The 24,539-nt window shown below is 71.7% G+C and carries 20 protein-coding genes; 13 read left to right on the forward strand and 7 right to left on the reverse strand.

Going from position 1 to position 24,539, the window contains the following annotated elements; genetic code table 11:
• Positions 1–236: 236 nt before the first annotated feature.
• Positions 237–665, reverse strand: a complete 429-nt coding sequence (gene tnpA / locus ACFWXC_RS34475) for an IS200/IS605 family transposase (RefSeq protein WP_384484845.1) — start codon at positions 663–665, stop codon at positions 237–239.
• 23 nt (positions 666–688) lie between these two features.
• Between tnpA and ACFWXC_RS34480 the strand changes: the two genes are divergently transcribed.
• The 3 genes from ACFWXC_RS34480 (at position 689) to ACFWXC_RS34490 (ending at position 3,352) form a co-directional block, all read left to right on the forward strand.
• Positions 689–2,011, forward strand: a complete 1,323-nt coding sequence (locus ACFWXC_RS34480; protein WP_384484847.1) for an RNA-guided endonuclease InsQ/TnpB family protein — start codon at positions 689–691, stop codon at positions 2,009–2,011.
• Positions 2,012–2,058: 47 nt separating this feature from the next.
• Positions 2,059–2,943 carry a helix-turn-helix domain-containing protein gene (locus tag ACFWXC_RS34485; RefSeq protein WP_384484849.1) on the forward strand — a complete coding sequence of 295 codons (885 nt, stop codon included), beginning with the start codon at positions 2,059–2,061 and terminating at the stop codon, positions 2,941–2,943.
• A gap of 142 nt (positions 2,944–3,085) precedes the next feature.
• On the forward strand, positions 3,086–3,352 hold the full coding sequence (locus tag ACFWXC_RS34490; protein ID WP_384484851.1) for a hypothetical protein: 267 nt from the start codon (positions 3,086–3,088) through the stop codon (positions 3,350–3,352).
• Positions 3,353–3,441: 89 nt separating this feature from the next.
• Here the strand turns inward: ACFWXC_RS34490 and ACFWXC_RS34495 are convergent, their stop codons facing one another.
• The gene (locus ACFWXC_RS34495; RefSeq protein ID WP_384484853.1) at positions 3,442–4,041 is read right to left on the reverse strand and encodes a TetR family transcriptional regulator; all 600 of its coding nucleotides are present in this window, start codon (positions 4,039–4,041) and stop codon (positions 3,442–3,444) included.
• Between the two features lie 45 nt (positions 4,042–4,086).
• Here ACFWXC_RS34495 and ACFWXC_RS34500 point away from each other — a divergent pair, with 45 nt between their 5' ends.
• On the forward strand, positions 4,087–5,529 hold the full coding sequence (locus ACFWXC_RS34500; protein WP_384484855.1) for an FAD-dependent monooxygenase: 1,443 nt from the start codon (positions 4,087–4,089) through the stop codon (positions 5,527–5,529).
• A gap of 26 nt (positions 5,530–5,555) precedes the next feature.
• Here the strand turns inward: ACFWXC_RS34500 and ACFWXC_RS34505 are convergent, their stop codons facing one another.
• A complete protein-coding gene (locus ACFWXC_RS34505; RefSeq protein ID WP_384484857.1) occupies positions 5,556–6,008 on the reverse strand; it encodes a DUF5707 domain-containing protein in 453 nt (150 codons plus the stop codon).
• Between the two features lie 315 nt (positions 6,009–6,323).
• Between ACFWXC_RS34505 and ACFWXC_RS34510 the strand changes: the two genes are divergently transcribed.
• The gene (locus tag ACFWXC_RS34510) at positions 6,324–7,586 is read left to right on the forward strand and encodes a M14 family zinc carboxypeptidase (protein WP_384484859.1); all 1,263 of its coding nucleotides are present in this window, start codon (positions 6,324–6,326) and stop codon (positions 7,584–7,586) included.
• Positions 7,587–7,672: 86 nt separating this feature from the next.
• Here ACFWXC_RS34510 and pepN read toward each other — a convergent pair whose 3' ends face one another.
• From pepN to ACFWXC_RS34525, 3 genes are all read right to left on the reverse strand, one after another.
• A complete protein-coding gene (gene pepN, locus ACFWXC_RS34515) occupies positions 7,673–10,255 on the reverse strand; it encodes an aminopeptidase N (RefSeq protein ID WP_384484861.1) in 2,583 nt (860 codons plus the stop codon).
• A gap of 100 nt (positions 10,256–10,355) precedes the next feature.
• Positions 10,356–11,144, reverse strand: a complete 789-nt coding sequence (locus ACFWXC_RS34520; RefSeq protein WP_384484863.1) for an SDR family NAD(P)-dependent oxidoreductase — start codon at positions 11,142–11,144, stop codon at positions 10,356–10,358.
• A gap of 160 nt (positions 11,145–11,304) precedes the next feature.
• Entirely contained in the window at positions 11,305–12,324 is a 1,020-nt protein-coding gene (locus ACFWXC_RS34525; RefSeq protein ID WP_384484865.1) for an aspartate-semialdehyde dehydrogenase, read from the reverse strand.
• Positions 12,325–12,622: 298 nt separating this feature from the next.
• Here ACFWXC_RS34525 and ACFWXC_RS34530 point away from each other — a divergent pair, with 298 nt between their 5' ends.
• Positions 12,623–13,150 (forward strand): RNA polymerase sigma factor, encoded by a 528-nt coding sequence (locus tag ACFWXC_RS34530; RefSeq protein WP_384484867.1) that lies wholly within the window; start codon positions 12,623–12,625, stop codon positions 13,148–13,150.
• A 1-nt stretch (position 13,151) separates the two neighbouring features.
• Positions 13,152–13,889: a hypothetical protein gene (locus tag ACFWXC_RS34535; protein WP_384484869.1), complete on the forward strand. Its 738-nt coding sequence runs from the start codon at positions 13,152–13,154 to the stop codon at positions 13,887–13,889.
• 44 nt (positions 13,890–13,933) lie between these two features.
• Here ACFWXC_RS34535 and ACFWXC_RS34540 read toward each other — a convergent pair whose 3' ends face one another.
• Positions 13,934–17,236 (reverse strand): S8 family serine peptidase, encoded by a 3,303-nt coding sequence (locus tag ACFWXC_RS34540; RefSeq protein ID WP_384484871.1) that lies wholly within the window; start codon positions 17,234–17,236, stop codon positions 13,934–13,936.
• A 221-nt stretch (positions 17,237–17,457) separates the two neighbouring features.
• Here ACFWXC_RS34540 and ACFWXC_RS34545 point away from each other — a divergent pair, with 221 nt between their 5' ends.
• The 6 genes from ACFWXC_RS34545 to ACFWXC_RS34570 all read left to right on the forward strand — a co-directional run bounded on the left by ACFWXC_RS34545 (position 17,458) and on the right by ACFWXC_RS34570 (position 24,386).
• Positions 17,458–17,922: an NUDIX hydrolase gene (locus ACFWXC_RS34545; RefSeq protein WP_384484873.1), complete on the forward strand. Its 465-nt coding sequence runs from the start codon at positions 17,458–17,460 to the stop codon at positions 17,920–17,922.
• Between the two features lie 254 nt (positions 17,923–18,176).
• Positions 18,177–19,955 (forward strand): TIGR03767 family metallophosphoesterase, encoded by a 1,779-nt coding sequence (locus ACFWXC_RS34550; protein WP_384484875.1) that lies wholly within the window; start codon positions 18,177–18,179, stop codon positions 19,953–19,955.
• A gap of 100 nt (positions 19,956–20,055) precedes the next feature.
• Entirely contained in the window at positions 20,056–21,186 is a 1,131-nt protein-coding gene (locus tag ACFWXC_RS34555) for a serine hydrolase domain-containing protein (protein ID WP_384484877.1), read from the forward strand.
• Positions 21,187–21,307: 121 nt separating this feature from the next.
• The gene (locus ACFWXC_RS34560; protein WP_384484879.1) at positions 21,308–21,715 is read left to right on the forward strand and encodes a YciI family protein; all 408 of its coding nucleotides are present in this window, start codon (positions 21,308–21,310) and stop codon (positions 21,713–21,715) included.
• An 8-nt stretch (positions 21,716–21,723) separates the two neighbouring features.
• Positions 21,724–22,872: an RNA polymerase sigma factor gene (locus ACFWXC_RS34565; RefSeq protein WP_384484996.1), complete on the forward strand. Its 1,149-nt coding sequence runs from the start codon at positions 21,724–21,726 to the stop codon at positions 22,870–22,872.
• Between the two features lie 287 nt (positions 22,873–23,159).
• The gene (locus ACFWXC_RS34570) at positions 23,160–24,386 is read left to right on the forward strand and encodes a glycosyltransferase (RefSeq protein WP_384484881.1); all 1,227 of its coding nucleotides are present in this window, start codon (positions 23,160–23,162) and stop codon (positions 24,384–24,386) included.
• Positions 24,387–24,539: the final 153 nt, after the last annotated feature.

Here is a 24,539-nt window from a genome sequence, read left to right on the forward strand (position 1 = left end):
GTTCCTCCAGGTGCGTGCTTGCTCTCCACCAGACGAGCACCGCTCGCGGCCGGGGCGGGAGACCCACTCTGACCGGGGGTCCAGCAGACCCCCTCTGGCGCGACGGCTCCCCAGGTCACCCGGTCTACCTGTGATCTCGCGCAGTGTTCCCCCGTTCACGGGGGAGGCGAAGCGCATCTCGATAGTGCTCCGGCCTCGTCTTTGGGTAGGGATCTGCGCTGTTGGCCTTGGCCAGGTCATACGGGGCGCTGCTGGTTCTCGATGTACCGGCGTACGACGGTGAGCGGTGCCCCGCCGCAGCTTCCGGCGAAGTATGAGCCGGACCAGAAATGTCCGCCCCACAGGTACCGGCGTACGTGCGCGTCGTACTCCTTGCGCAGGTAGCGGGAGGAGACGCCCTTGAGGGAGTTGACAAGTCTGGAGAGCTGGACCTTGGGCGGATAGTGCACCAGGAGGTGTACATGGTCCTCTTCGCCGTTGAACTGCTTCAGCTCGGCCTCGAAGTCCTGGCAGACCTCCCGCATGATCTCCTCGCACCTGGTCAGCATGGCGTCCGTCATGGCCTTACGCCGGTACTTGGTGACAAAAACCAAGTGGACATGCAGGTTGTGGACGACGTGACGGCCGGTGCGTACATCGGGATTCGGTTTCCACCGTGGTGACATGAACCAAATGCTATCGTGATCGAGTGAACACGGATCGTGCATGGGGGAAGCGGCAGTTCGGGCATCGTGCCCGACTCGCGCTGGCCCCTGCGCAGATCCGGCTCATGGACGACCAGGCGCACGCGGCCCGCACTCTGTGGAACCTGCTGCATGACTGGTGGACGATGCTGCCCAAGGAGAAGCGTTCTCTGGCCGCGGCGGACACGGCGATCCGTCAGGCCCGAGGCGGGATCGACTGGCTCGCGGTCCTCCCCGCCCAGGCCGCACAAGCGGTACTGAAGACGTACTTCCAGGCATGGAAGAACTGCTGGGACGGCCACGCCGACGCGCCGAACTTCAAGGCCCGCGTCCGCACGGTGATGTCCGTGGACATCCCGCAGGGGCGGGACCTGAACATCACCCGCGTGCACCGCCGCTGGGGCATGGTCAGCATCCCCAAGATCGGACGGGTCCGGTTCCGCTGGACCAAGGACCTTCCCGTGGGCAAGCGCGCTGACAAGGAGAACCGGATCACCGGGGCGCGGCTGGTCAAGGACGCGCTCGGCTGGCACATCGCCTTCCGCGTCCAGACCCTCGAAGCCGAGCCCGAGCCTCACCGGGGAACCGAGGTCGGCATTGATGCCGGGGTGAACCTGCCCCTCGCCCTCTCCGACGGCAATCACCGCGACCACGCCCGCTCGCCCCGCCTCCCCGACGGGACAGCTGACCGGGACAAGTGGCTGAACCCGCGGGAGAAGGCCAAGCTGCTTGGCCTGGAACAACGCGCCGCCCGGCGTAAGCAGCACCGCAAGCGCGGGGAGAGGGCCTCCCGCCGCCTGCGGCACACCTACGACCAGATCAAGCAGCTCCGCGCAACAGCCACGCGCCGCGCCGTTGACTGGCAGCACAAGACCACCACCAGTATTGCCAAGCGGTACGGCACCGTCGTGGTCGAACAGCTCACAATCGAGAACATGGTCAAGTCCGCCAAGGGCACCATCGAGAACCCCGGCAGGAACGTCGCGCAGAAGTCCGGCCTCAACCGCTCCATCAGCCAGGAGGCATGGGGCCGCACCGTGACGATGCTGACGTACAAGACCGCCCGCCAGGGCGGCGCCCTGCACGAGGTCCCCGCCCCCGGCACCTCCCTGCGCTGCTCAGCCTGTGGTTTCACCACACCGGGCAGCCGGGAGGACCAGGCCACGTTCGTGTGCAAGCATCCGGACTGCGGATGGTCCGGCAACGCCGACTGGAACGCGGCCCGGAATATCCTGCACCTGTACCGGATGGGCCACGCGCTCATCCCGGCTGCCGGGAGGGCAGTCGTCAGGCGTCCCCGCGGCGCCAAGCCCGCCACCGCAAGGTAGGCAGGAATCTCCCACGTTTACGAGGGAGAGCACTTCAAGGTGGTGGCATGGCGCAGGAACCGAACAGCGAGCTGCGGGACTTTCTCCGCTCGCGCCGCGCGAGGATCACCCCCGGGGAGGCGGGCCTGGCACCCCAGCCCGGCACCCGCCGCGTTCCGGGCCTGCGGCGCGAGGAGGTCGCCCAGCTCGCCGGCGTCAGCGTCGACTACTACGTCCGCCTGGAGCGCGGACGCCACCTCAACGTCTCCGCATCCGTCCTGGACGCGATCGCCCGCGCCCTGCGCCTCAATGATCTGGAGCGCGCCCACCTGTTCCGAATCGCCAGACCGGCCCGCACCCGTCCGCGCCCGCTGCCCCCGCAGCGCATCCGCCCCGGTCTGCGCCTGCTGCTCGACAGCCTCACCGACGTCCCCGCCCTCGTCTACGGCCGCCGTATGGACGTCCTGGCCGCCAACCACCTCGCCCGCGCCCTGTACACGGACTTCGAGGCCCTGCCCGCCCGCGACCGCAACATGGCCCGCCTGGTCTTCCTCGACGACCACTTCCGGACCCTGTACGCCGACTGGGAGGACGCCGCCCGCGGCATCGTCGCCTCGCTTCGCCTGTACGCGGGACGTCACCCGCATGACCCCGCCCTGGCCGAACTCGTCGGCGAACTCTCCGTCCGGGACGCGGATTTCCGCCACTGGTGGGCCGACCACGACGTGTTCCGGCGCACCCACGGCACCAAGCGCTTCCAGCATCCCGTCGTCGGCGAACTCGTCCTGGGCTACGAGGCCTTCGCCCCCGCCGACGACCCCGAGCAGACCCTGGGCGTCTCCACCGCCGAACCGGGGTCCCCCTCCGCGGAGCGCCTGAAGCTGCTGGCGAGCTGGTCCCGGTCCCCGGAGCACCCGGCACCGGCCGCACAACCGGACGCCCCACGGCCCTGAAGCCGCTCGCCGCACACCGGGCGCCCGGGGCCACTTCCGGGGCGGCGACAGCCCCCGCCCGGGACGGTCGCCGCAGCGTGCGGGGCCGCGTACAGGGACCCCGGACGCGCGCCCCTCAAGTCGGCCCGCTAACTTTGGCAACGTGGACAAGAAGAACGCCCTGCGCGCCGGCGCCCTGGCTGCCGGTACGACGCTGATGATGCTGCTCATGTCGTCCCCTGCCCTCGCGCTCACGCGTGACGACGGCGACGACCCCGGCAAGGGCCTGAGCGTCATCGAGACGCTGGCTCTCTACGTCCTTATCCCGCTCGTGCTGTTCGCGGTCATCGCGGGCCTGGTCATGGCGCTGGACAAGTCCAAGATCCGGGTCACCAAGCCGGGCACGACGAAGGCCAGGGCGAAGGCCTGACCTCCGCTTCTCCACCGAGGGCGCCGGTCGCCTTCCGTACGTCCCACGACGGGACGCACGGGAGCTGACCGGCGCCCTCGGCGCGTCGCTCAGGGGCTCGGCGCGGTCAGATACCGCTGCAGCGTCGGCCCGAGCCACGCCAGGATCTCCTCCGGCGCCAGCGCCACCACCGGCGGCAGCCGCAGCACATAACGGGTGAGTGCGAGCCCCATCAGCTGCGCGGCGCACAGCCCCGCCCGTGTCTGCACCTGCTCGGGGTCGGGGCACACCCGCTGGGCCACCGGTACCACCTGCTCCCGGAAGATGCCCTGCAGCCGCTCGGCCCCCGCCTTGTTGGTGATGCCGACCCGCAGCACCGCGGTGAGCTCCTCGTTCGTCTCCCAGACGGCCAGGAAGTGGGCCACCAGCGCTCGCCCGACCTCGGTGCGCGGCCCCTGGGACACGTCGGGCATCCGCAGATCGAGCGCGACGGCCGCCGCGAACAGGCCGTCCTTGTTGCCGAAGTAGCGCATGACCATGGAGGGGTCGATATGCGCGTCCTTGGCGATGGCGCGGATGGTGGCCCGCTCGTAGCCGTCGGTGGCGAAGCGCTCGCGGGCCGCGGCCAGGATGGCGGAGCGGCTGGCGTCGGAGCGGCGCGCCGCCGAGCCGTTCGTGGGCTCTGTGTTTCTACTGGGAGTGCCGGTCATGCCAACGAGCGTAGGCCAACAGACGTAGGCATCCAGGAGGCTCCCATGAACGGCCCGACCGCCGCCCCCGAAACCTCCCGCGTGATCGTCGTCGGCTCCGGTCCCACCGGCCTGCTCCTGGCCGGTGACCTCGCCGGCGCCGGCGTCCCGGTCACCCTCCTGGAGAAGCGGCCCCACAAGACCAGCAACCTCTCCCGCGCCTTCGCCCTGCACGCCCGCGCCCTGGAGCAGCTCGACGCCCGTGCCGTCGCCGACGACCTGGAGGCCGTCGGCCGGCCGCTCACCCTGCTCAACCTCTTCGGCGGGCTCACCCTCGACCTCGACGGCCTTCCCTCCCATTTCCGGCATGTGCTGGTGCTCCCGCAGTACGAGGTGGAGAAGGTGCTGGAGCGCCGCGCGGCCGAGGCGGGTGTCGACTTCCGCTTCGAGTCCGAGGTGACGGGACTGACGCAGGACGCCGACGGGGTCACCGTGCACGTCAAGGGCGCCGAGGACCTGCGCGCCGCGTACGTCGTCGGCACCGACGGCATGCGCAGTGCCGTGCGGGAGGCGGTCGGGCTGCCGTTCCCGGGGCGGTCGGCCATCCGGTCCGTCGTCCTCGCCGACGTGCTGCTCGACGAGACGCCCGGAACGCTGATCACGGCCGCCGCGGTCGGCGACGCGTTCGCCTTCCTCGCGCCCTTCGGCGACGGCTACTACCGGGTCATCTGCTGGCACCGCGACCGGGACGTCCCCGACCACGAGCCGGTCGACCTCGACGAGGTCAGGGAGATCACCCGGCTGGCCCTCGGCCGGGACTTCGGGATGCACGAGGCCCGCTGGATGTCCCGCTTCCACAGCGACGAGCGGCAGGCGCCCCGCTACCGGGTGGGCCGGGTCTTCCTGGCCGGCGACGCGGCACATGTGCACACCCCGGCCGGCGGCCAGGGAATGAACACCGGTCTGCAGGACGCGGCCAACCTGAGCTGGAAGCTCACCGCCGTCCTGCACGGTCACGCCGGCCCCGGCCTGCTCGACACCTACCAGGCCGAACGCCACCCCGTCGGCAGGTCGGTCCTGCGCAGCAGCGGCGCGATCGTCCGGCTCGCGATGGCCAAGGGCTGGCAGCTGCCGGTGCGGGCCGCGCTCATCACGGCCCTCGGCCGGCTCGCCCCCGTCCGCCGCAGGGTCATGGGCCAGATCACCGGCGTCGGCTACCGGTACCCGGCCCCGAGGGGCGCCCATCCCTTCACCGGCGCCCGGGTCCCCGACCTCGCCCTGGCCGGCGGCGGCCGTCTCTACGAGGCGCTGCGCGGCGGCCGTTTCGTCCTGGTCACCCCGGGTCCGTACGACGCGGGCGAGGAGCGCGCGGACCGGCTGGCCGTGGCGCACTGGGCGAGCGGCCGCGGTACGACGCTGCTGGTGCGCCCCGACGGATACGCGGCCTGGGCGGCAGAGGACGCCCGGGGCGCGGACATCGAGTCGGCGCTGGCCGCACACGTCGGCTGAGCGGATCCCACCGGCGGCGGACCGGCTCAGCCGACGGTGAAGCCGGTCACCTTGGTGTCCAGGGTGGTGCTGCCGTCCTTGGCGGTGGCGAGTACGGCGACGTGCCAGGCGCCGTGCGGGGCCGACGCGGCGTCGGCGGCGGACACCACGGTCCTGTACACGCACCGGGCGGTGTCCGACCCGGCCGGCTCGCAGGTCGCCGACTCCACCTCGGCCATGTCCGCGGCGGTCAGCGGCTTCTTCGCGAACCCGGACTTCTCCGGCCACGCCAGCACCTTCAGGCTCTTCACCCCGGAGGCCGCGGTGACCTCGGTGGAGAAGGTGAGCGAACCGTCCCGGCCGCCGGCCGGCGCGGTGTAGCGGGCGGTGCTGTGCGCGAAGGCGGGCGGCTGGTCCCCCGCGTAGGCGAGGGCGAAGGCCCCGGCGCCTCCCAGGACGACGACACCGGCGGCGAGGGACAGAGCGATACGACGGGACATGACGGGTTCTCCGTGACTGTGTGCGTGCCTCGACTGGACGAACCGGCGCTCCGTGCCGCGCCGTTGCACCGATGCTCGCAACCCACGGGCACCCCGGGCGTGAGCACCGGTACTCAACTCCGCCTGGGTGATGGGGGGCAGGGGACTAAGGGGGCGCCCTTGACAGTCGCTACGCCGGGAGTTCCCATGGGGACGCTCAACATCCTTACGAACAAGGAGAGTTGAAATGCCGATCAAGATCGAGATCCGCCCGTTGGACAAGAAGGAGACCACCGGGGACAGCAACTCTCAGGGCGCTTGACCGGAGGGGCCCGCGTGCGGACATCGCTGTCCCGGCGCGCGCTCTACCCGGGCGTCGGCGAACTGGAGCGGCGGGCCCGCACGCTGGTCGCCTTCGCGCCCGGGGTGCTGCGGTTGCGGGCGGCCGGGCAGAGCCGGGCCGGCCGGCCGCTCTGGCTGTTGTCCGCCGGGCAAGGGGAGCGGCAGTTCCTGACCGTCGCGGGCGCGCACGCCAACGAACCCGTGGGGGGCGCCTCCGCGCTCCGGCTCGCCCGTCTCCTCGCCCACCGGCCCGAACTGCTCCGCGGGCTCGACTGCACCTGGCATCTGCTGCTCTGCCTCGACCCGGACGGCGCCCGCCTCGCGCACGGCTGGCAGCCCGAGGAACCCGCCCCGTCCCTGGAGGAGTGCCACCGGCACTTCTACCGGCCCGAGTTCGCCTGCCAGCCCGAGTCGCTGCCCGCTCCGGGCACCGGACGGGAACCGCTGCCCGAGTCCGCCACGCTGGTGCGGCTGCTCGACGAGCTGCGACCGGCGGCCCAGTTCACCCTGCACGGCATCGAGTTCGGCGGCGCCTTCACCATGCAGACCCGTGAGGTCCCCGGCGCCGCCCGCGCGTTCCGGGAGATCGCCGCCCGGTTGCGGATCCCGCTCGACGACCACCCCTGCGACGGCCCGGACTGGCGTCCGGACCCGCCCGGCGTCCTGCGGCTGCCGCCCGCGAGCGGCGGCAGTGAACGCGACCCGAGCGGCTTCGTCGCCGAGAGCACCTGGCTCCACCCACGGTGCCACGGCACTCTCACCGCCCTCGTCGAGGCACCGGCCTGGGCCGTCCCCGGCGTGAGCGACTCCCGGCCCGCCCCCGACCCGGAGCGTGCCGTCGGCCGGGCCTGCGACCTGCTGCTGGCCCGGACCCGGGAGCTCGCCGCGCTGCTGGAGCGGGTCCCGGCCGGTGCCGTACCGCACGATCTGCTGCCCCTGCACACCGCCGCCGGGGAACTGCTGCGGGTGGCGCCGTCGCTGGCCGCCGGCTGGGCCGAGGAGGAACACGCGGGCTCCCGCGGCCACTTCGCGACCCTCGGCGTCGCCGCCCGCCGTATCCCGCTGCGGGTGGCCGCCATGGCGCGCCGGGCGCTGGCCCGCACCGAGCCCGTGACCGCCGACGCGCTCGCGGACCTGGTGCGCGAGTGGTGCCGGGAGCTCGACAAGGCCTGCGAGCCGCGCTGGATCCCGGTGTCCGCGCAGACCGGACTGCATGTGCGCACGATGCTGGACCTCGCCGCACGCCTGTGCACATGAGGACCGCACGCCTGTGCACATGAGGAGATGAGGAAGGGGGCGCCCGGAGCATCGGCCCCGGGCGCCCCCCCTCGTCGTACCGTCGGTTACTCCGCCGCCGCGTCCGCCGCCTGGGCCCGCAGGGCGCGCTCGACGCCCGCGCGGGACTCCGAGACGAGACGGGCCAGGGCCGCGTTCGGCTGGGCCGCGGCCAGCCAGGTGTCCGTCTTGGTGACGGTCTCCCCGGAGACCTGGAGGGCCGGGTAGAGGCCGATCGCGATCTGCTGGGCGATCTCGTGGGAGCGGGTGTCCCACACCGACTTCAGGACCTCGAAGTACCGGTCCGTGTACGGCGCCAGCAGCTCACGCTGGTCGGTCTGGACGAAGCCGCCGATCACCGCCTCCTGCACGGCGTTCGGCAGCTTGTCGGAGTCGATGACCGACGCCCACGCCTCGGCCTTCGCCTCCTCGGTCGGACGGGCGGCGCGGGCGGTGGCCGCGTGGCGCTCGCCGGCGGCGGTCTTGTCCCGCTCGTACTCGGAGGCGATGTCCTCCTCGTCGAAGTGCCCGACCGCCACGAGCCGCTCGACGAACGCCCAGCGCAGCTCGGTGTCGACGACCAGACCCTCGATCGTCGTCGCGCCGTCCAGCAGGGCGTCCAGCAGGTCCACCTGCTCCGGGGTGCGCGCGGTCGCCGCGAACGCCCGCGCCCAGGCCAGCTGGTGGTCGCTGCCGGGCTCGGCGGCGCGCAGGTGGGCCAGGGTGGCGTCGGTCCAGCGGGTCAGCAGCGCCTCACGGGCGGTCGGGTCGGCGTACAGGTCGATCGCCAGCTTCACCTGCCGCTGGAGCGACTGCACGACACCGATGTCCGACTCCTTGCCGATGCCGGACAGCACCAGGGACAGGTAGTCGCGGGTGGCGAGTTCGGCGTCCCGGGTCATGTCCCAGGCCGACGCCCAGCACAGGGCGCGGGGCAGGGAGGACGCGAAGTCGCCGAGGTGCTCGGTCACGAAGGCGAGGGACTCCTCGTCCAGGCGGACCTTGGCGTACGACAGGTCGTCGTCGTTGAGCAGGAACACCGCCGGGCGGCGGCGGCCCGTCAGCTCGGGTACGGCCGTCAGCTCGCCGTCCACGTCCAGCTCGATCCGGTCGGTGCGGACCAGCTTGCCGGTGGTCTCGTCGAGGTCGTACAGGCCGATCGCGATCCGGTGCGGGCGCAGGGTCGGCTCGCCCTTGGCGCCGGCCGGCAGCGCCGGGGCCTCCTGGCGGATCGCGAAGGAGGTGATGACACCGGCCCCTCCTGCACCGTCCGTCTCGACCTCCGGGCGCAGGATGTTGATCCCGGCGGTCTGGAGCCACTTCTTCGACCAGGTGCTCAGGTCACGCCCGGAGGTCTCCTCCAGGGCGCCCAGCAGGTCGGACAGGCGGGTGTTGCCGTACGCGTGGCGCTTGAAGTACGCCTGCACGCCCTTGAAGAACTCGTCCATGCCGACGTAGGCGACGAGCTGCTTCAGGACGGACGCGCCCTTGGCGTAGGTGATGCCGTCGAAGTTGACGAGGACGTCGTCCAGGTCGCGGATCTCGGCCATGATCGGGTGCGTGGAGGGCAGCTGGTCCTGCCGGTACGCCCAGGTCTTCATGGAGTTGGCGAACGTCGTCCACGAGTGCGGCCAGCGCGAGCCGGGCGCGTACGCCTGGCAGGCGATGGAGGTGTAGGTGGCGAACGACTCGTTCAGCCACAGGTCGTTCCACCACTCCATGGTGACCAGGTCGCCGAACCACATGTGGGCCAGCTCGTGCAGGATGGTCTCGGCCCGCGTCTCGTACGCCGCGTCGGTCACCTTGGACCGGAAGACGTACTGGTCGCGGATGGTCACCGCGCCCGCGTTCTCCATCGCGCCCGCGTTGAACTCCGGCACGAACAGCTGGTCGTACTTCTTGAACGGGTACGCGTAGTCGAACTTCTCCTGGAACCAGTCGAAGCCCTGCCGGGTCACCGCGAAGATCGCGTCCGAGTCGAGGAACTCGGCGAGCGAGGGCCGGCAGTAGATGCCCAGCGGCACGCTCTGCCCGTCCTTCTCGTACACGCTGTGCACGGAGTGGTACGGGCCGACGATCAGCGCGGTGATGTACGACGAGATGCGCGGCGTCGGCTCGAAGATCCAGACGTCGTCCTTGGGCTCGGGCGTCGGAGAGTTGGAGATCACGGTCCAGCCGCCCGGCGCCTTCACCGTGAACTGGAAGGTCGCCTTCAGGTCCGGCTGCTCGAAGCTGGCGAAGACCCGGCGGGCGTCCGGCACCTCGAACTGGGTGTAGAGGTAGGCCTGCTCGTCGACCGGGTCGACGAACCGGTGCAGGCCCTCGCCCGTGTTGGTGTACGCGCAGTCGGCCACGACCCGCAGGACGTTACGGCCCGCCAGCAGGCCCGGCAGCGCGATCCGGGAGTCCTCGAAGACCTCGGCCGCATCGAGCGGGTCGCCGTTCAGGGTGATCTCGTGGACCGCCGGGGCCACCAGGTCGATGAAGGAAGCGGCGCCTGCTTCGGCGACGTCGAAGCGCACCGTGGTCACGGACCTGTAGGTACCGCCCTCCTGCGCGCCGGAGAGGTCGAGATCGATCTCGTACGAGTCAACGGTGAGCAGCTTCGCCCGCTGCTGCGCCTCTTCGCGAGTCAGGTTTGTGCCAGGCACGCGGTCATCTCCTCGTTATGTGTGGGTTGCGCCATCCTTCCACGGCAGCCCGGCCCCGGGCGACGAGGGAAAACCCCAGAGATCGCCCCGAGGGGAGGTGTCAGGCGGCCGTCGTGCCGCCGTCGACCGGCATCGCCGCGCCCGTGACGAAGGAGGAGCGGTCGCTGCACAGCCACAGCGCGGCCTCGGCGACCTCGGCGGGGCCGGCCATCCGCTTCTGGAGCGTCTCGCCCTCGAACCGTTCCCGCAGTTCCGGCAGCGTCCGCACGGCCCGGTCCATCATCTCGGTGCGGGTGCTGCCCACCACCAGCGCGTTGACGCGGATGCCGCGCTGCGCGTACTCGGCCGCGGCGGCCCGGGTGAGCCCGAGGACGGCGTGCTTGGCGGCCACGTACGCCGCCGACGCCCCGGTCGCCCGCTGCCCCGCGACACTCGACGTGTTGACGATCGTGCCGCCGCCGGCCCCGAGCATCTCGGGGATCTGGAAGCGCAGGCAGTTCCAGACCCCGCGCACGTTGACGTCCATGGTCTGTTCGTAGACGTCCTGGCCGGTCTCGTGCAGTTCGGTGCCGGCGGTGCCGAACCCGGCGTTGTTGAAGGCGCAGTCCAGGCGGCCGAAGGCGGCGACGGCCCTGCGGACGACCCGCTCGACGTCCTCGGCCGAGGCCACGTCCCCCGGTACGGCCAGGGCCCGGCCGCCGCCGGCGCCGATCTCCTCGGCCAGCGCCCGCAGCCGGTCGGCGCGCCGGGCCGTCAGCACGACGGCCGCACCCTCCCGGGCGAACAGCCGCGCGGCGGCCGCCCCGATCCCACTGGACGCACCGGTGATCATGGCGACCTTGCCGTCGAGGACGCGTGAGGTGGCGCAGGACGGCTGGGTGGTGGTCATGTTGTGCCAACTCCCGCTTGGTGATGAGCTTCGCTGCGACACCCCGTGAGGGGCGCGGGGCTGTGCCGATATGCCGCTCCGCCGCGTGGGCGCGACCAGCCAGTACGGCGCCGCACCCGCCCGACGGCAGAACGCGGCACCCCCTGAGGCGCCCGGCCCCCTACTTCGCCGACAGCTCTTCCGCCACCAGCTCCGCGATCTGCACGGCGTTCAGCGCGGCCCCCTTGCGGAGGTTGTCGTTGGAGATGAACAGGGCCAGACCGTGCTCGACCGTCTCGTCACGGCGGATCCGGCCGACGTACGACGGGTCCCGGCCGGCCGCCTGCAGCGGGGTGGGGATGTCGGAGAGCTCGACGCCCGGGGCGTCCGCGAGCAGCTCGGTCGCGCGCTCGGGGCTGATCGGGCGGGCGAACCGGGCGTTGACCTGGAGGGAGTGGCCGGAGAACACCGGGACGCGGACACAGGTGCCGGAGACCTTCAGCCCGGGGAGTTCCAGGATCTTGCGGGACTCGTGGCGCAGCTTCTGCTCCTCGTCGGTCTCGTTCAGACCGTCCTCGACGAGGTTGCCGGCGAAGGGGAGGACGTTGAAGGCGATGGGCCGCTTGTAGACCTGCGGCTCGGGGAAGTCGACCGCCGAGCCGTCGTGCGTGAGCTTGTCCGCGTCGGCGGCGACCTTCTGCACCTGCCCGTGCAGCTCCGCGACGCCCGCGAGCCCGGAACCGGACACCGCCTGGTAGGTGGTGGCGACCAGCGCCTGAAGGCCCGCCTCCGCGTCCAGCACCTTCAGGACCGGCATCGCGGCCATCGTGGTGCAGTTCGGGTTGGCGATGATGCCCTTGGGGCGGTCGGCGATCGCGTGCGGGTTGACCTCGGAGACGACCAGCGGGACCTCGGGGTCCTTGCGCCAGGCGGAGGAGTTGTCGATGACGACGGCACCCTGGGCGGCGACCCGCTCCGCGAGCGCCTTGGAGGTGGCCCCGCCCGCCGAGAACAGCACGATGTCCAGGCCGGTGTAGTCGGCGGTCGCCGCGTCCTCCACCGTCACGCCGTCCAGCACGGTCCCGGCGGAGCGGGCCGAGGCGAACAGCCGCAGCTCGGTGACCGGGAAGTCGCGTTCCGCGAGGATCCCGCGCATGACCGTGCCGACCTGACCGGTGGCTCCGACGATTCCGACCCTCACGGTGACTCCCTCTGCATACGTTGACGTGTGTCTGCGGCCTTTCCATCATGCGGCCGACCCGGGTCAGCCTGTCCAATTCTTTGCCCGCCATGCCCGCCGACCGGACCTGCGGGCCCGTGGAACTCCCGTCGGCACCCGCGCTGAGCTGCATAAATTAGCTCTCCGTGGCCCTTGTGCCGCAAGCTGTGCTGCGCGGCGCGCCGGTGTGACGTGCGCCTCGGAAAAGATTTCCCGGCGCCGCCCGAACGTTTCCGGGGGCTGCGGCGTCGTAGGGGAAACGCGGTGAGGGGGGTGGGTTGTGCTGCGCAGAAAGGCCCGCCGGGTCCAGGGGGACGAGCACGGTGATCCGCTGGACGCGGCCCAGGAGCGCCGGGTGCGGGCGGTGCTCGCGCTGGGCGGCGTACCGCAGGCGGACCTGCTGGACGGGGTACAGCAGGTCCGCCTGCGGCTGCTGGAGCGGGCCGCGAGCGGCCAGGAGGCACCGCGGGACGTCTCGGCGTGGGTGGCGGTGGTCGCCTCCAACCTCGCCATGGACTGGCACCGCGCCAAGCGCCGCCAGGAACGCATCGGGGAACGGCTGGCCGCCCTCCGCATCCCCGACCACACCTCCGGCGAGGACACCAGCCTGCTCTCCGTCGCCGTCGCCCGCGGCCTGGACGAACTGCCGGACGCCCAGCGCCAGGTCCTCGTCCTGCGCTTCTACGCCGACCTGCCGGTGCGCGGGATAGCCGAGGAACTCGGCATCCCCGAGGGCACGGTCAAGAGCCGGCTGCACACGGCGGTACGCGCCCTGCGCGCCCGCCTGCACGAGGACGAGGTGGTGTGACATGACCGCCGGACAGACCGCCGGAGACGAGCGTCACGACGGCGACGACGCCCTGCTGGCCGTACTCATGGACGCGGAACCGAGCGACGCACAGCGCGCCGACCCCGCCTTCATGGCCGAGTACCGGGCGGCCGCCGCGGATGCCGCGGTCCTGCGCGAGCGGCTCGGCCTGATCGGGGACGCCCTCGCCGACCCCCGGCCGGCGCCCCGCCCCTTGGCCCGGCCCCGGCCGCGTCCCCGGCGGCACCCCCGCCTGCGCGCCCTCGGGATCGCCGGCGCCCTCGCCGCCGCGTTCGCCTCGGTCGTGCTCGGCTTCGGCTGGCTGGCGGTGCACGGCCCGAGCGGGGCGGCGTCCGACAGCAGCGCCGGTCAGGCGGCCGACAGCGCTTCGGGTGCGAAGTCCACCCCGTCCGGCGCCGGGCCCGCCTATCTGGCCTGCGCCCGGCTGGTGGCCGAGGGCACCGTCACCGGCGTACGGCAGCTCCCGGACACCGGCACGGAACGCGTCACCCTGCGCGTGACCCACGCCTACAAACCCGCGAAGACCGCCGGAGAGGTCGACGTCGTCGTCGAGTCCGACGCCCGGATCCGCGCGGGCGCCCGGCTGCTGGTCGGCGTCACTCGCGGCCGGACCGTGGCCGACCTGTCCGCCGTCGGCGAGGCCCGGATCGCGCAGGAGCGCGCCTGGATCGTGCGGGACCTGCCCGATTCCCGGACGATGACCTGCCCGGGCACATGAAGAGGCGGGCGCCCCGAAGGACGCCCGCCTCAGCACCCGACTTCTTACGGAAGGACCTTCTCGATCTTCACGCTGCCGGTGCCCGCGACCGTGCCGCGCGCGTTGACCAGCTGAACCTCGCCGAAGAACTCACGTCCCTCGGGGGCCGCCGCGGCCGCCGTGACCTGCCCGGTCACCGCGGCCGAGGCGCCGGTGCCGAGCTTGACCGGAGTCGAGTCGTCGACCGTGACGCTGCCGAGCGCGGCGGAGTAGAACACGTCCCGGTAGTCGTAGTCCGTGGAGCCGGACGGGACCGAGTAGCCGACCACTGCGATGGTGTAGGTGCCGGCGGCCGGCGAGGCGATGGACACCGCCTCCTCCGAGTCGCCGTCGGCGGACAGCCCGACCTGCTTGCCGCTCGCGTCGTACACGGTCAGGTCGAGGTCGGCGGCATTGTCGGAGACACCGCCGATGGCCACGTCCAGCGACTTGGCGCCCGCGGGCACGGTCACCGTGGTGGTCTGCGTCGCGCCCTCCGTGATGGACGGACGGGCCGACTTCGAGGAGCCGAGCGGGCCGCCGACCAGCTTGCCGTCGAGGGCGGCGAAACCGTTGGTCACCTTCCAGGAGGCGGTGACCGGAGTGCCGACCTTGGCCTCGGGCACGGTCACGGTCTCCGGGTCGAAGGCCGCGCCGAGCACGGTGACGCCCAGCTTGTAGGGGTTGTCGAGCAGCGGCGAGGTGCGGCGCGCCTCGACCTCGATCTCCCAGACCCCGGCCTGCGGGTCGGCGTACGAACGGACGTCCGGCTTGCAGCCGTTGCCGTCGAGGTAGTTGTTGTAGCAGTACGGGGTACCGGACTCGTCGACCGCGACGCCGTACGGGTGGATGGAGATGAACCGCGTCTGGCTCTTGTCGGCGAGCCCGCTCATCGCGACCTCGAGGGAGGTGGCGCCCTCGGGCACGGTCACGAAGTACGACGTGGAGCTGTTGCGCTGCACCGAACCCGCGGTGGAGTAGGTGTAGTCGACGGGGGTGGAGACCACGACCGTCGTCAGGATCTGCTTGTCGACGCCCTCGGTCCTCGGGTCGTCGACCTCGAGGATCGCGGACTTGACGCCCGCGCTCTTCGGCTTCGCCTGCACCTTGACCGTCACCGGCTGGTTCAGCGGCAGGTTCACCTCGTCCGAGCCGAGGATCTTGAAGGTGTGCCCGGCGTTGTTCTCGAGGTGCAGCTCGTGCCGGACCGCCTTGTCCGCACCGGAGGTACGGGTGATCGTGACGTCGTACGTCTTCTTCTGGCCGGCCTTCAGGCCGCCCTCACGGTCGTACAGCCCTGTGCCGTAGCCCGGGGTCTTCAGCGCGTAGTCGATCGCGGTGTCGACGGGGGCCTTGACCGCGTAGTCGTGCGCGGTGGCGTGGTCGCGGATGGACTCCCACGCGTCGACGATGTTGATCCGGCCCGCGCCCTCCTCGTACGCCTGCACGTCCTTGATGTGGTCGGCGGTCGAGGTGAGGGCCGTGCGCAGGTCGGCGGGGGAGAGGGCGATGCCCTTCTCCTCGGCCGCGCTCAGCAGCAGCGCGGAGGCTCCCGCAGCCTGCGGGGACGCCATCGAGGTGCCCTGGAGCATGGAGTAGCCGGCCGGCAGCGAGTAGCCCGCCTCGGCGACCGGGGAGCCCGGCAGCCAGGTCTGGGTGGTGTTGATCGCGGCGCCCGGAGCGACCAGGGTCGGCGTGAAGCCGCCGTCCTCGCGCGGGCCGCGCGAGGAGAAGGGGAGCAGCTGGTACTTGGTCGTCACCTGGGAGCCGTAGTTGGCGGCCCAGGTCTCCTTGGAGATGGCCGCGCCGACCGAGATCACCTTGTCGGCGAGCCCGGGGTCGCCGATGGTGTTGACGCCGGGGCCCTCGTTGCCGGCCGAGATGACCAGCTGCACGCCGTAGGTGTCGATGAGCCGGGTGTACAGCTCCGCACGGGCGTTGTTGCCGTCGTTCAGCGCCGGGAGGCCGCCGATCGACATGTTGACGATGTCGACGCCCCGGTTGGCGACCAGGTCGATCATGCCCTCGGTGAGGGCGACGTTGGTGCAGCCGCCGGTCCAGGTGCAGGCCCGGGAGGAGACGATCTTCGCGCCGGGAGCCGCGCCGTTCATCTTGCCGCCGAACAGGCCGTTGGCGGCGGTGATGCCGGCGACGTGGGTGCCGTGCTCGGACTCGATGACGCCGATGTTGACGTAGTCGGCCTTGGCGCCGGCCGCGTTGTAGACGACGTCCTTGCGGATCTCGACGACGAACGGGATGCGCTCGACGACGTCCGTGGCCGGGTCGTCCGTACCGAAGTAGCCGATCTGGTAGCCGTCCTTGTACGGCTTCATCGGCACGTCGTCGGTGAAGTCCCGGTCGTCGTCGGTGTCGACGCGCACGGTGCCGGCGGCCGCGTCGTACAGCACACCCCAGGCGTCGGTGGTGTCGCCGTCGCGGTTCAGGTCGCCCTTCATGTCGCCACCGGTGGTGTCGGACTCGTACATGTAGTTGAACCTGTACGAGCCCTGGGGCGCCTTGAACGTCTCCGTGCCCTGGGTGGCCGTGGTGATGGAGAACGCCGGGCCCAAGGCCGGGGCGGTCATCCGCCGCCAGGTGCCGTCGCCGTCGTTGACCGGGTCGGTCGAGGTCACCCAGTCGACGATCTTCCGCTCGCCCGTGGTGGTCTTCTGCAGCGCGGGGTGGCCGAGGTCGACGCCGGAGTCCAGGATGCCGATGGTGATGCCCCGGCCGTCCGCCTTCGGGTGCTCCTTGACGAAGTCGACGGCGCCCGTCTCGAAGGAGGGGTTGTACGGGTTCTCGGCGGGGGTGTTCCTGTTCGGCGCCGGGTAGGTCTTCGCGGCCTTGGCCGGCTTGGCGGTGTCCGACACCGCCGGGTCGTCGAGCTGGATCTCCTGGCGCAGGTCGATCGCGTGCACCGAGGACAGCTTCGCGGCGGCGGCGATCGCCGAGTCCGCCCGGCCGGTCGGCACGGTGGCGCGGACATAGCCGACCTTGTCGTACGTACGGCCCACCGAGCCGCCCTCGACGCCGTCCAGCTCCTGGGCGACCTTTTCGGTCTGCCCCGGCGCGGTCGCGATCATCATGGTGACGTTCTTGGTGCCGTCGGCCTTGGCCTCGGCGAGCAGTGCGGCGTCGTCCGAACCGAGCTTGTCGTGGGCCGACTTGGCCTCCGCGGTGGCGGTGGCGGGGGCCGGGGACGGGGTCGCGGCGGCGGCCAGGGGTATCGGCCCGGCGGCCGAGAGAGCGGCCACCACACCGACGGCGACGGCTATCCGGCCCAGGCGTCTGTGGCCCGGTATCGGGTCGTGCTGGGGGGCGAGGGTCATCTGCATCCCTTGTAGGTAAAGGAACGAGCATGGGGCGCCCGGAACTTGGTCAAGTACCGGCGCATTGGCGCACAGCTTTCCCCAAGAAAACGGCCTTTTGAGAACGTTGACCGAATCGATATGAACGTATGGGGAAAACCCCCGGTCATCCCGTGGCCACCCCCCGGTCCTGTCGCGGAAACCCGGTGGCCCGGCGCGCCCCGGCGCCCTAACGTGCCCCTGTGCGCGAGAAGCTGAGGGTGGCGGCCTACGCCGTGTGCGTCCGCGACGGACAGATCCTGCTCGCCAGGTCACCCGACGACGACGGCATCCCCGAGTGGGTCCTGCCCGGCGGCGGCATGGAGCACGGCGAGGACCCGTACGACACGGTCCGCCGCGAGCTCATGGAGGAGACCGGCTACCGCATCGAGGTGACCGGACTGCTGGGCATCGACTCCTACCGGCGCCACTTCGCCGCCGAGGGCCCGCTGCGCCTCCCCACCGACCACCACAGCGTGCGGATCGTCTACACCGGTGAGATCACCGGCGGCGAACTGCGCAACGAGATCGGCGGCTCCACCGACATGGCCGCCTGGCAGGACCTGGACGCCGTACCGGCGCTGAGGCACGTCCCGCTGGTCGATGTCGCCCTGCGGCTGTGGCGGGAGCGGCCGGCGGCGGGGCGGTTTGCCGAAGAGCTGTCGTAGCAGTCGTAAGCGCCGGAGTCCCTCCCCTACCCCGGCAGATGAACGCGGAGTAACCGTCCCCCGGACGCCCGCAATCCGCTCCATGGCCGGTCCCCACCTCACCTGATCCACGTACGGTGATCGGCGCTGCACGTTGCCGCCGCGTTCACGCGCAGGCCATCCCCGGTGCCAACGATCCAGAGTGAGCGGGAAGTTCGCGGAAGCGATCGCCCGCGACCACTGTCGGACGCGTTCGTACTCGGGGAGACCGCGCCATGTCGCGCATACGCTCAGTCGCCACCTCCGCGGCCCACAAGGGCCGCGAGGCACTGGAGATCAACCGCCGTACCGTGCTCGCCGCCGCCGGAGCCGTCTCGCTCTCCGCGGGCGTCGGCTACGCCCTGCGCCCCACCGACAGCCAGGCCGCGCCCGCCGCGACCGAGGAGCAGGAACCGGTCGCCGAGGGCCGCAGGGCCGCCGCGGCCCCCCTCGCGCCGTACACCAAGGGCACCACCCTCGCCGGCGTCGCCGCGCCCCGCACCGACTCCGGGTACCGGCGGCTCGGCGACGGCGCCGGCTGGTCACGCATGCTCCGCTCCGACCTGGCCGCCGCCAAGTCCGGGCGGGCCGGCCGCCGTACCGCCCTCGCCGCGTTCGTGCAGTTCACCGACCTGCACCTGATGGACGTCCAGCACCCGCTGCGCCTGGAATACCTGCGCGCCCACGACCCGCACGCCTGGCGCCCCCACGAGGCGCTCACCGTGCCCGGCGCGATCTCCCTCGTCGAGCGCGTGAACGCGCTGCGCGGCGCCCCGGTCACCGGCTCCCCGCTGCACTTCGTGATGACGACCGGCGACAACACCGACAACAACGCCCACTCCGAGCTGGAGTGGTTCATGAAGGTGATGAGCGGCGGCCGGATCACCCCCAACAGCGGTGACCCCAAGCACTACGAGGGCGTGCAGAACAGCGGCCTCAAGCTCTACTGGCAGGCCTCCGCCACGGCCCGCGACAACGACAAGGCGCTCGGCTTCCCGCACCTCGCCGGCTTCCTCGCCGCCGCTATCCGCGAGGTGAACAGCCCCGGCCTCAACCTCCCCTGGTACTCCACCGTCGGCAACCACGACGCCCTGCCGCTCGGCTGCTTCGGCTCCCACGCCGACCCCTACCTCGCCGCGGCCGCGGTCGCCGGCCAGAAGCTGATGACGGTGACCGACGCCGAGGCCAGGAAGCTCCAGGACTCCATCCGCACGGCCCAGGACCCCAGGGGCAGCGGCTACCGCGACTTCCTCAAGGCCCACGCCCGTTCCATGCGCTCGGTCACGCCGGACGAGAAGCGCGCCCCCTACACGGCGTCGGACTACCTCAAGGCCCACCTGGACCCGGCCTACCAGGGCGTCGGCCCGGTCGGCCACGGCTACTCCTCCGCGAACCTGGCCGCGGGCACCCAGTACTACGCCTTCCGTATCTCCGACGACGTCATCGGTATCAGCCTCGACACGACGGACGCCGGCGGCCACTACGACGGATCGATCGGAACGGCCCAACTGGCCTGGCTGGAGAAGACCCTGCGGGAGAACAAGGACTCCTACGCGGTCGTCTTCAGCCACCACACCAGCCAGACGATGACCAACACCCGCCCCGACCCGGCCCACCCGGGCGACCGCCGCCACTCGGGCGCCGAGCTGGTCACCCTCCTCAACCGGCACGCCAATGTGCTCGCCTGGGTGAACGGCCACATCCACCGCAACCTCATCACCCCGCACAAGGCCTCGAACGGCAACTCCTTCTGGGAGATCACCACCGCCTCGCACGTCGACTACCCGCAGCTCGCCCGGGTCGTGGAGCTGGCGGACAACAAGGACGGCACGGTCTCGCTCTTCACCACGCTGATCGAGTCGGCGGCCCCGCACCGCACGGACTTCTCCGACCTCTCCCAGACCGGCCTCGCGGCCCTCTACCGCGAACTGGCCTTCAACGCCCCCGGTTCCAGCAAGGTCCTGGGCGGGGACGCCGTGGACCGGAACACCGAGCTGGTCCTGAAGAAGGGCTGAAACTCACCCAACCGGCCCACAGCCGGGCAACCTCTCCGATCACGACGGTGTCCCTTCCCCCGACCGGTGACCCGACCGGTGACCCGACCGGGGGAGAGACATGTTCGTACGTACGGCACTCATGGCGGCCACGGCGGCGGCCCTGACCGCGGCACTGGCGGCACCGGCGGTGGCGGCACCCGCCGCCGGCCACCAGGCCACCCGCAAGGCGGTGCGGGCCGCGGTCGAGGCAGGCGTACCCGGGGTGACGGCCACGGCCCGTGACCCGCACGGCACCTGGTCGACGACGGCCGGGGTGGGCGATGCCCGGACCGGCGCCCCGCGCTCCGCCTCCGACCGCTACCGGGTCGGCAGCATCACGAAGACCTTCGTCGCCACCGTGCTGCTCCAGCTGGAGGCGGAGGGCCGCCTGTCCCTGGACGACACGGTGGACAGGTGGCTGCCGGGCGTGGTGGCCGGCCAGGGCAACGACGGCCGCCGTGTCACCGTCCGCCAGCTCCTCAACCACACCAGCGGCATCTTCAACTACACGGCGGACGACGACTTCGGCCGCACGTACTTCACGAAGGACGGCTTCTTCCAGCACCGCTACGACACGCTGGCGCCCGCCGGGCTGGTCGCGATCGCGATGAAGCACAAGCCGGCCTTCGCACCGGGCACGAGCTGGGCCTACTCCAACACGAACTACATCCTGGCCGGCATGGTGATCAAGGCGGTGACGGGCCGCTCCTACGCCGAGGAGATCACCGACCGGGTGATCCGGCCCCTCCACCTCACCGGCACGTCCCTCCCCGGCACCCGCACCACGCTCCCGCACCCGAGCAGCCGCGCCTACTCGAAACTGACCGACCCGGACGGCCCGACCTACGACGTCACCGCCCTCAACCCCTCCATGGCCTCCTCCGCCGGCGAGCTGGTCTCCACCGGCGCCGACCTGACCCGCTTCTACGAGGCCCTGCTCCGCGGGAAGCTCCTCGCCCCGCGGCAGCTGAAGGAGATGAAGACCACGGTCCCCGTCCCCGGCGCCTCCAACAGCGCCTACGGCCTCGGCCTGATCGACCACACCCTCTCCTGCGGTGTCCACGTCTGGGGCCACGACGGCGGTATCCACGGCTCCGCCTCCACAGCGGTCACCACCGCCGACGGCCGCCACGCGCTGGCCGTGAACTTCAACGGCGACTGGGCGGGCGACCCGGGCGCGGTCCTCGACGCGGAGTTCTGCGGGGACTGAGCGCCTTTTTGCGGGCGCTCGGAAAAAAACCTCCGGCGGCGATGTCGAGAACGCGCGGCCGGCTCCGTCCCAGGGGTGAGCGCGGCCACAATGGGTCGCACGAGCACCGAGGAGAACCATCATGGCCAAGTACCTGCTGCTCAAGCACTACCGGGGCGCCCCGGCATCGGTCAACGACGTACCCATGGACCAGTGGGCGCCCGAGGAGATCACGGCGCACATCCAGTACATGAACGACTTCGCGGCCCGGCTGGAGAAGACCGGCGAGTTCGTCGGCGAGCAGGCACTCGCCCCCGGGGGGATGTGGGTCCGCTACGACGGTGAGGGGCGCCCGCCGGTCACCGACGGACCGTTCGCGGAGACCAAGGACCTCATCGCCGGCTGGATGATCATCGACGTCGACAGCCACGAGCGTGCCGTCGAGCTGGCGGGGGAGCTGTCGGCCGCCCCCGGGGCCGGGGGCAGGCCGATCCACGAGTGGCTGGAGCTGCGCCCGTGCTACGGAGTGCACCCCACGGTCACGGAATGACCTCGGAAGTGAACGAGGCTCTGCTCCGGAGCCTCACACCGAGCGTGCTCGGGATCCTCGTCCGCCGCGGAGCCGACTTCGCGGCGGCCGAGGACGCCGTACAGGACGCACTCGTCGAGGCGGTCCGGGTGTGGCCCGCCGACCCGCCGCGCGATGCGAAGGGCTGGCTGGTCACCGTGGCCTGGCGCAGGTTCCTCGACGCGACCCGGGCGGACGCCGCCCGCCGCCATCGCGAGGACCTCGTCGACGACGAGCCGGCCCCCGGGCCGGCGCCCGCGCTGGACGACACGCTCCAGCTGTACTTCCTGTGCGCCCACCCCTCCCTCACCCCGTCCTCCGCGGTCGCGCTCACCCTGCGTGCCGTCGGCGGACTCACCACCCGGCAGATCGCCCAGGCCTACCTGGTGCCCGAGGCGACCATGGCGCAGCGCATCAGCCGGGCCAAGCGCACCGTCTCCGGCGTACGGTTCGACCAGGCCGGCGACGTCGCCACCGTGCTGCGCGTCCTCTACCTCGTCTTCAACGAGGGCTACTCCGGCGACGTCGACCTCGCCGCCGAGGCCATCCGGCTCACCCGGCAGCTCGCGGCCCGGGTCGGCCACCCCGAGGTGGCCGGGCTGCTCGCCCTCATGCTGCTCCACCACGCCCGCCGCGCCGCCCGCACCGCACCCGACGGCAGCCTGGTGCCGCTCGCCGAGCAGGACCGGAGCCGCTGGGACACCCGCCTGATCGCCGAGGGCGTCGGGATCCTCCAGGCGGCCCTCGCCCGCGACCGCCTCGGAGAGTTCCAGGCCCAGGCCGCGATCGCCGCCCTGCACGCGGACGCGCCCGCCGCCGCGGAGACCGACTGGGTGCAGATCGTCGAGTGGTACGACGAGCTCGCCCGCCTGACCGACAGCCCGGTGGTCCGGCTCAACCGCGCGGTCGCCGTGGGCGAGGCCGACGGCCCCCGGGCCGGCCTGGCCGCGCTCGCGGCGCTCGACCCCGCCCTGCCCCGGCACACCGCGGCCGAGGCCTACCTCCACGAACGCGACGGCGACCCGGTGACCGCGGCACGGCTGTACGCCGAGGCGGCCCGGAAGGCGACCGACCTCGCCGAGCGCGACCATCTGACCCGCCGGGCCGCCCGGCTCAACGCCCGCCGCAGCCGTCGCTGACACCGTCGTACGTTCGGGTGGCGCGCTTGCCGATTTTTTGCCGTCGGCCGGGGTGGCCCCGCACCTCCCGCCACCCCGACAGGGTCCGGTAAAACCGCAGGTCAGAAGGGTGACAGCGAGGGTTTTCGGAGGATGCCGAGGGTGAGGGTCCCGATACTCGCCGTGTAAATGAATCGGACTCCGATACGAGACATACCGTTCATCCGAATGAAACGTCCGTACCGCCTCATATCGGCTAACCCGAGGTTCCCGGGGATGGCTCGATCTGGTGCAAGGCAGGTGGTCGTGTGGACGCTCGGCTCGGACTTCGTGTCCTCTCGGTCTACGAGGGGTTTTTCTCCGGGGGAGCCCGGATCGTGCACAGTGATGTGCTGCTGGGCCTGGTAGAAGGCGGCCAGCAGTGGCATCGGGTGCTGAGTCTGCACGGTGAGGTCCACCGAGAAGCCACCACACAACGGATGGAGGACGACGCCTGCTACCGCGCGCTCACCACCGGTGGCATCGACGTCACCTCCCTCGGCCGCACCGCGGGCCTCGTCGACGGCACGGTCGCGGCGTCGGTTTTCAGCGGGCCCGAGCTGGCCGATACCGCGCGGGCGATGGCCGGTGCGGACGTCATCCTCTCCCTGAAGGAACAGCCGCTCGCGCTCCTCAACCAGGCCGGGCTGCCCCGTCGTCCCGTCGTCGTCTGCCTGCACCGGTCCGACCCGGAGAACCAGGGCCCGGCGCTGGACGAGCTGAAGACCGCCATCGCGGACGGCAAGGTCGTGGCGTGCGTGTGCTGCGCCGAGTCGACGCGGGACGCGTACGAGGCGGCCGGCATCCCGGGTGAGCTGCTGCACGTCATCCCGAACGGGGTCGACCTGCTCCGCTTCCGCCCGGACGCGGCGGTGCGCCTCGCGTTCCGCGAGTCCGCCGGGATCCCGGCCACCGCCCCCGTCGTCGTCTTCGCCGCCCGGTACGCCGGCATGAAGAACGTGCCGCTCTTCCTGCGGGCGGCCCGCGCCTGGCTGGCCCGCGAGGGCGGTGGCCACGTGGTCATGTGCGGTGCCGGGATGACCGAGGACAACCCGGCCCTGTGGGCCGACATGGAGATCGCCTTCGGCGCCGACCGGGCCGCCCTCGGCGACCGCGTGCACCTCCTCGGCGTACGGCACGACATGGAGGCCGTCTACGCCGGCTCCGACGTCGTCGCCCTCACCTCCGTCTCCGGGGAGGCCGCGCCGCTCTGCCTCATCGAGGGCATGATGTGCGGCGCCGTACCGGTCACGACGGACGTCGGCGACAGCGCGTCGATCGTCGAGGGGCACGGGCTGGTGACGCCCTTCGACCCCGACGCGATCGCCTTCGCCTGGTCGGCGGCGGTGGCCGAACGGGACGCCTTCGCACCGGCGCTGCTCGCGAGCCGCGAGAAGTTCAGCCGTACCCGGATGATCGCCGCGTACGCCGACCTGCTCGCGCGTATCGCCGGCGACGTGCGCGACGAACTGCGCCCGGGCGTCAGCGAGCAGTAGGAGGGCGGGACCGCCGGGGCTCTCGGAGTCCCGGCCGGCCGCCTATGTGGTGGCGGGCGGCGGAGTCGGTACAGCCTGCTGTACCCGGGCTTGGGGTGTGTACGGCAATGATCCGCGGACGCGGCCCTGGTGTGCTGGCAGCGCACATCGGCT

Origin of the sequence: Streptomyces sp. NPDC058683 (assembly GCF_042716195.1) — a bacterium.
Lineage (GTDB): Bacteria > Actinomycetota > Actinomycetes > Streptomycetales > Streptomycetaceae > Streptomyces.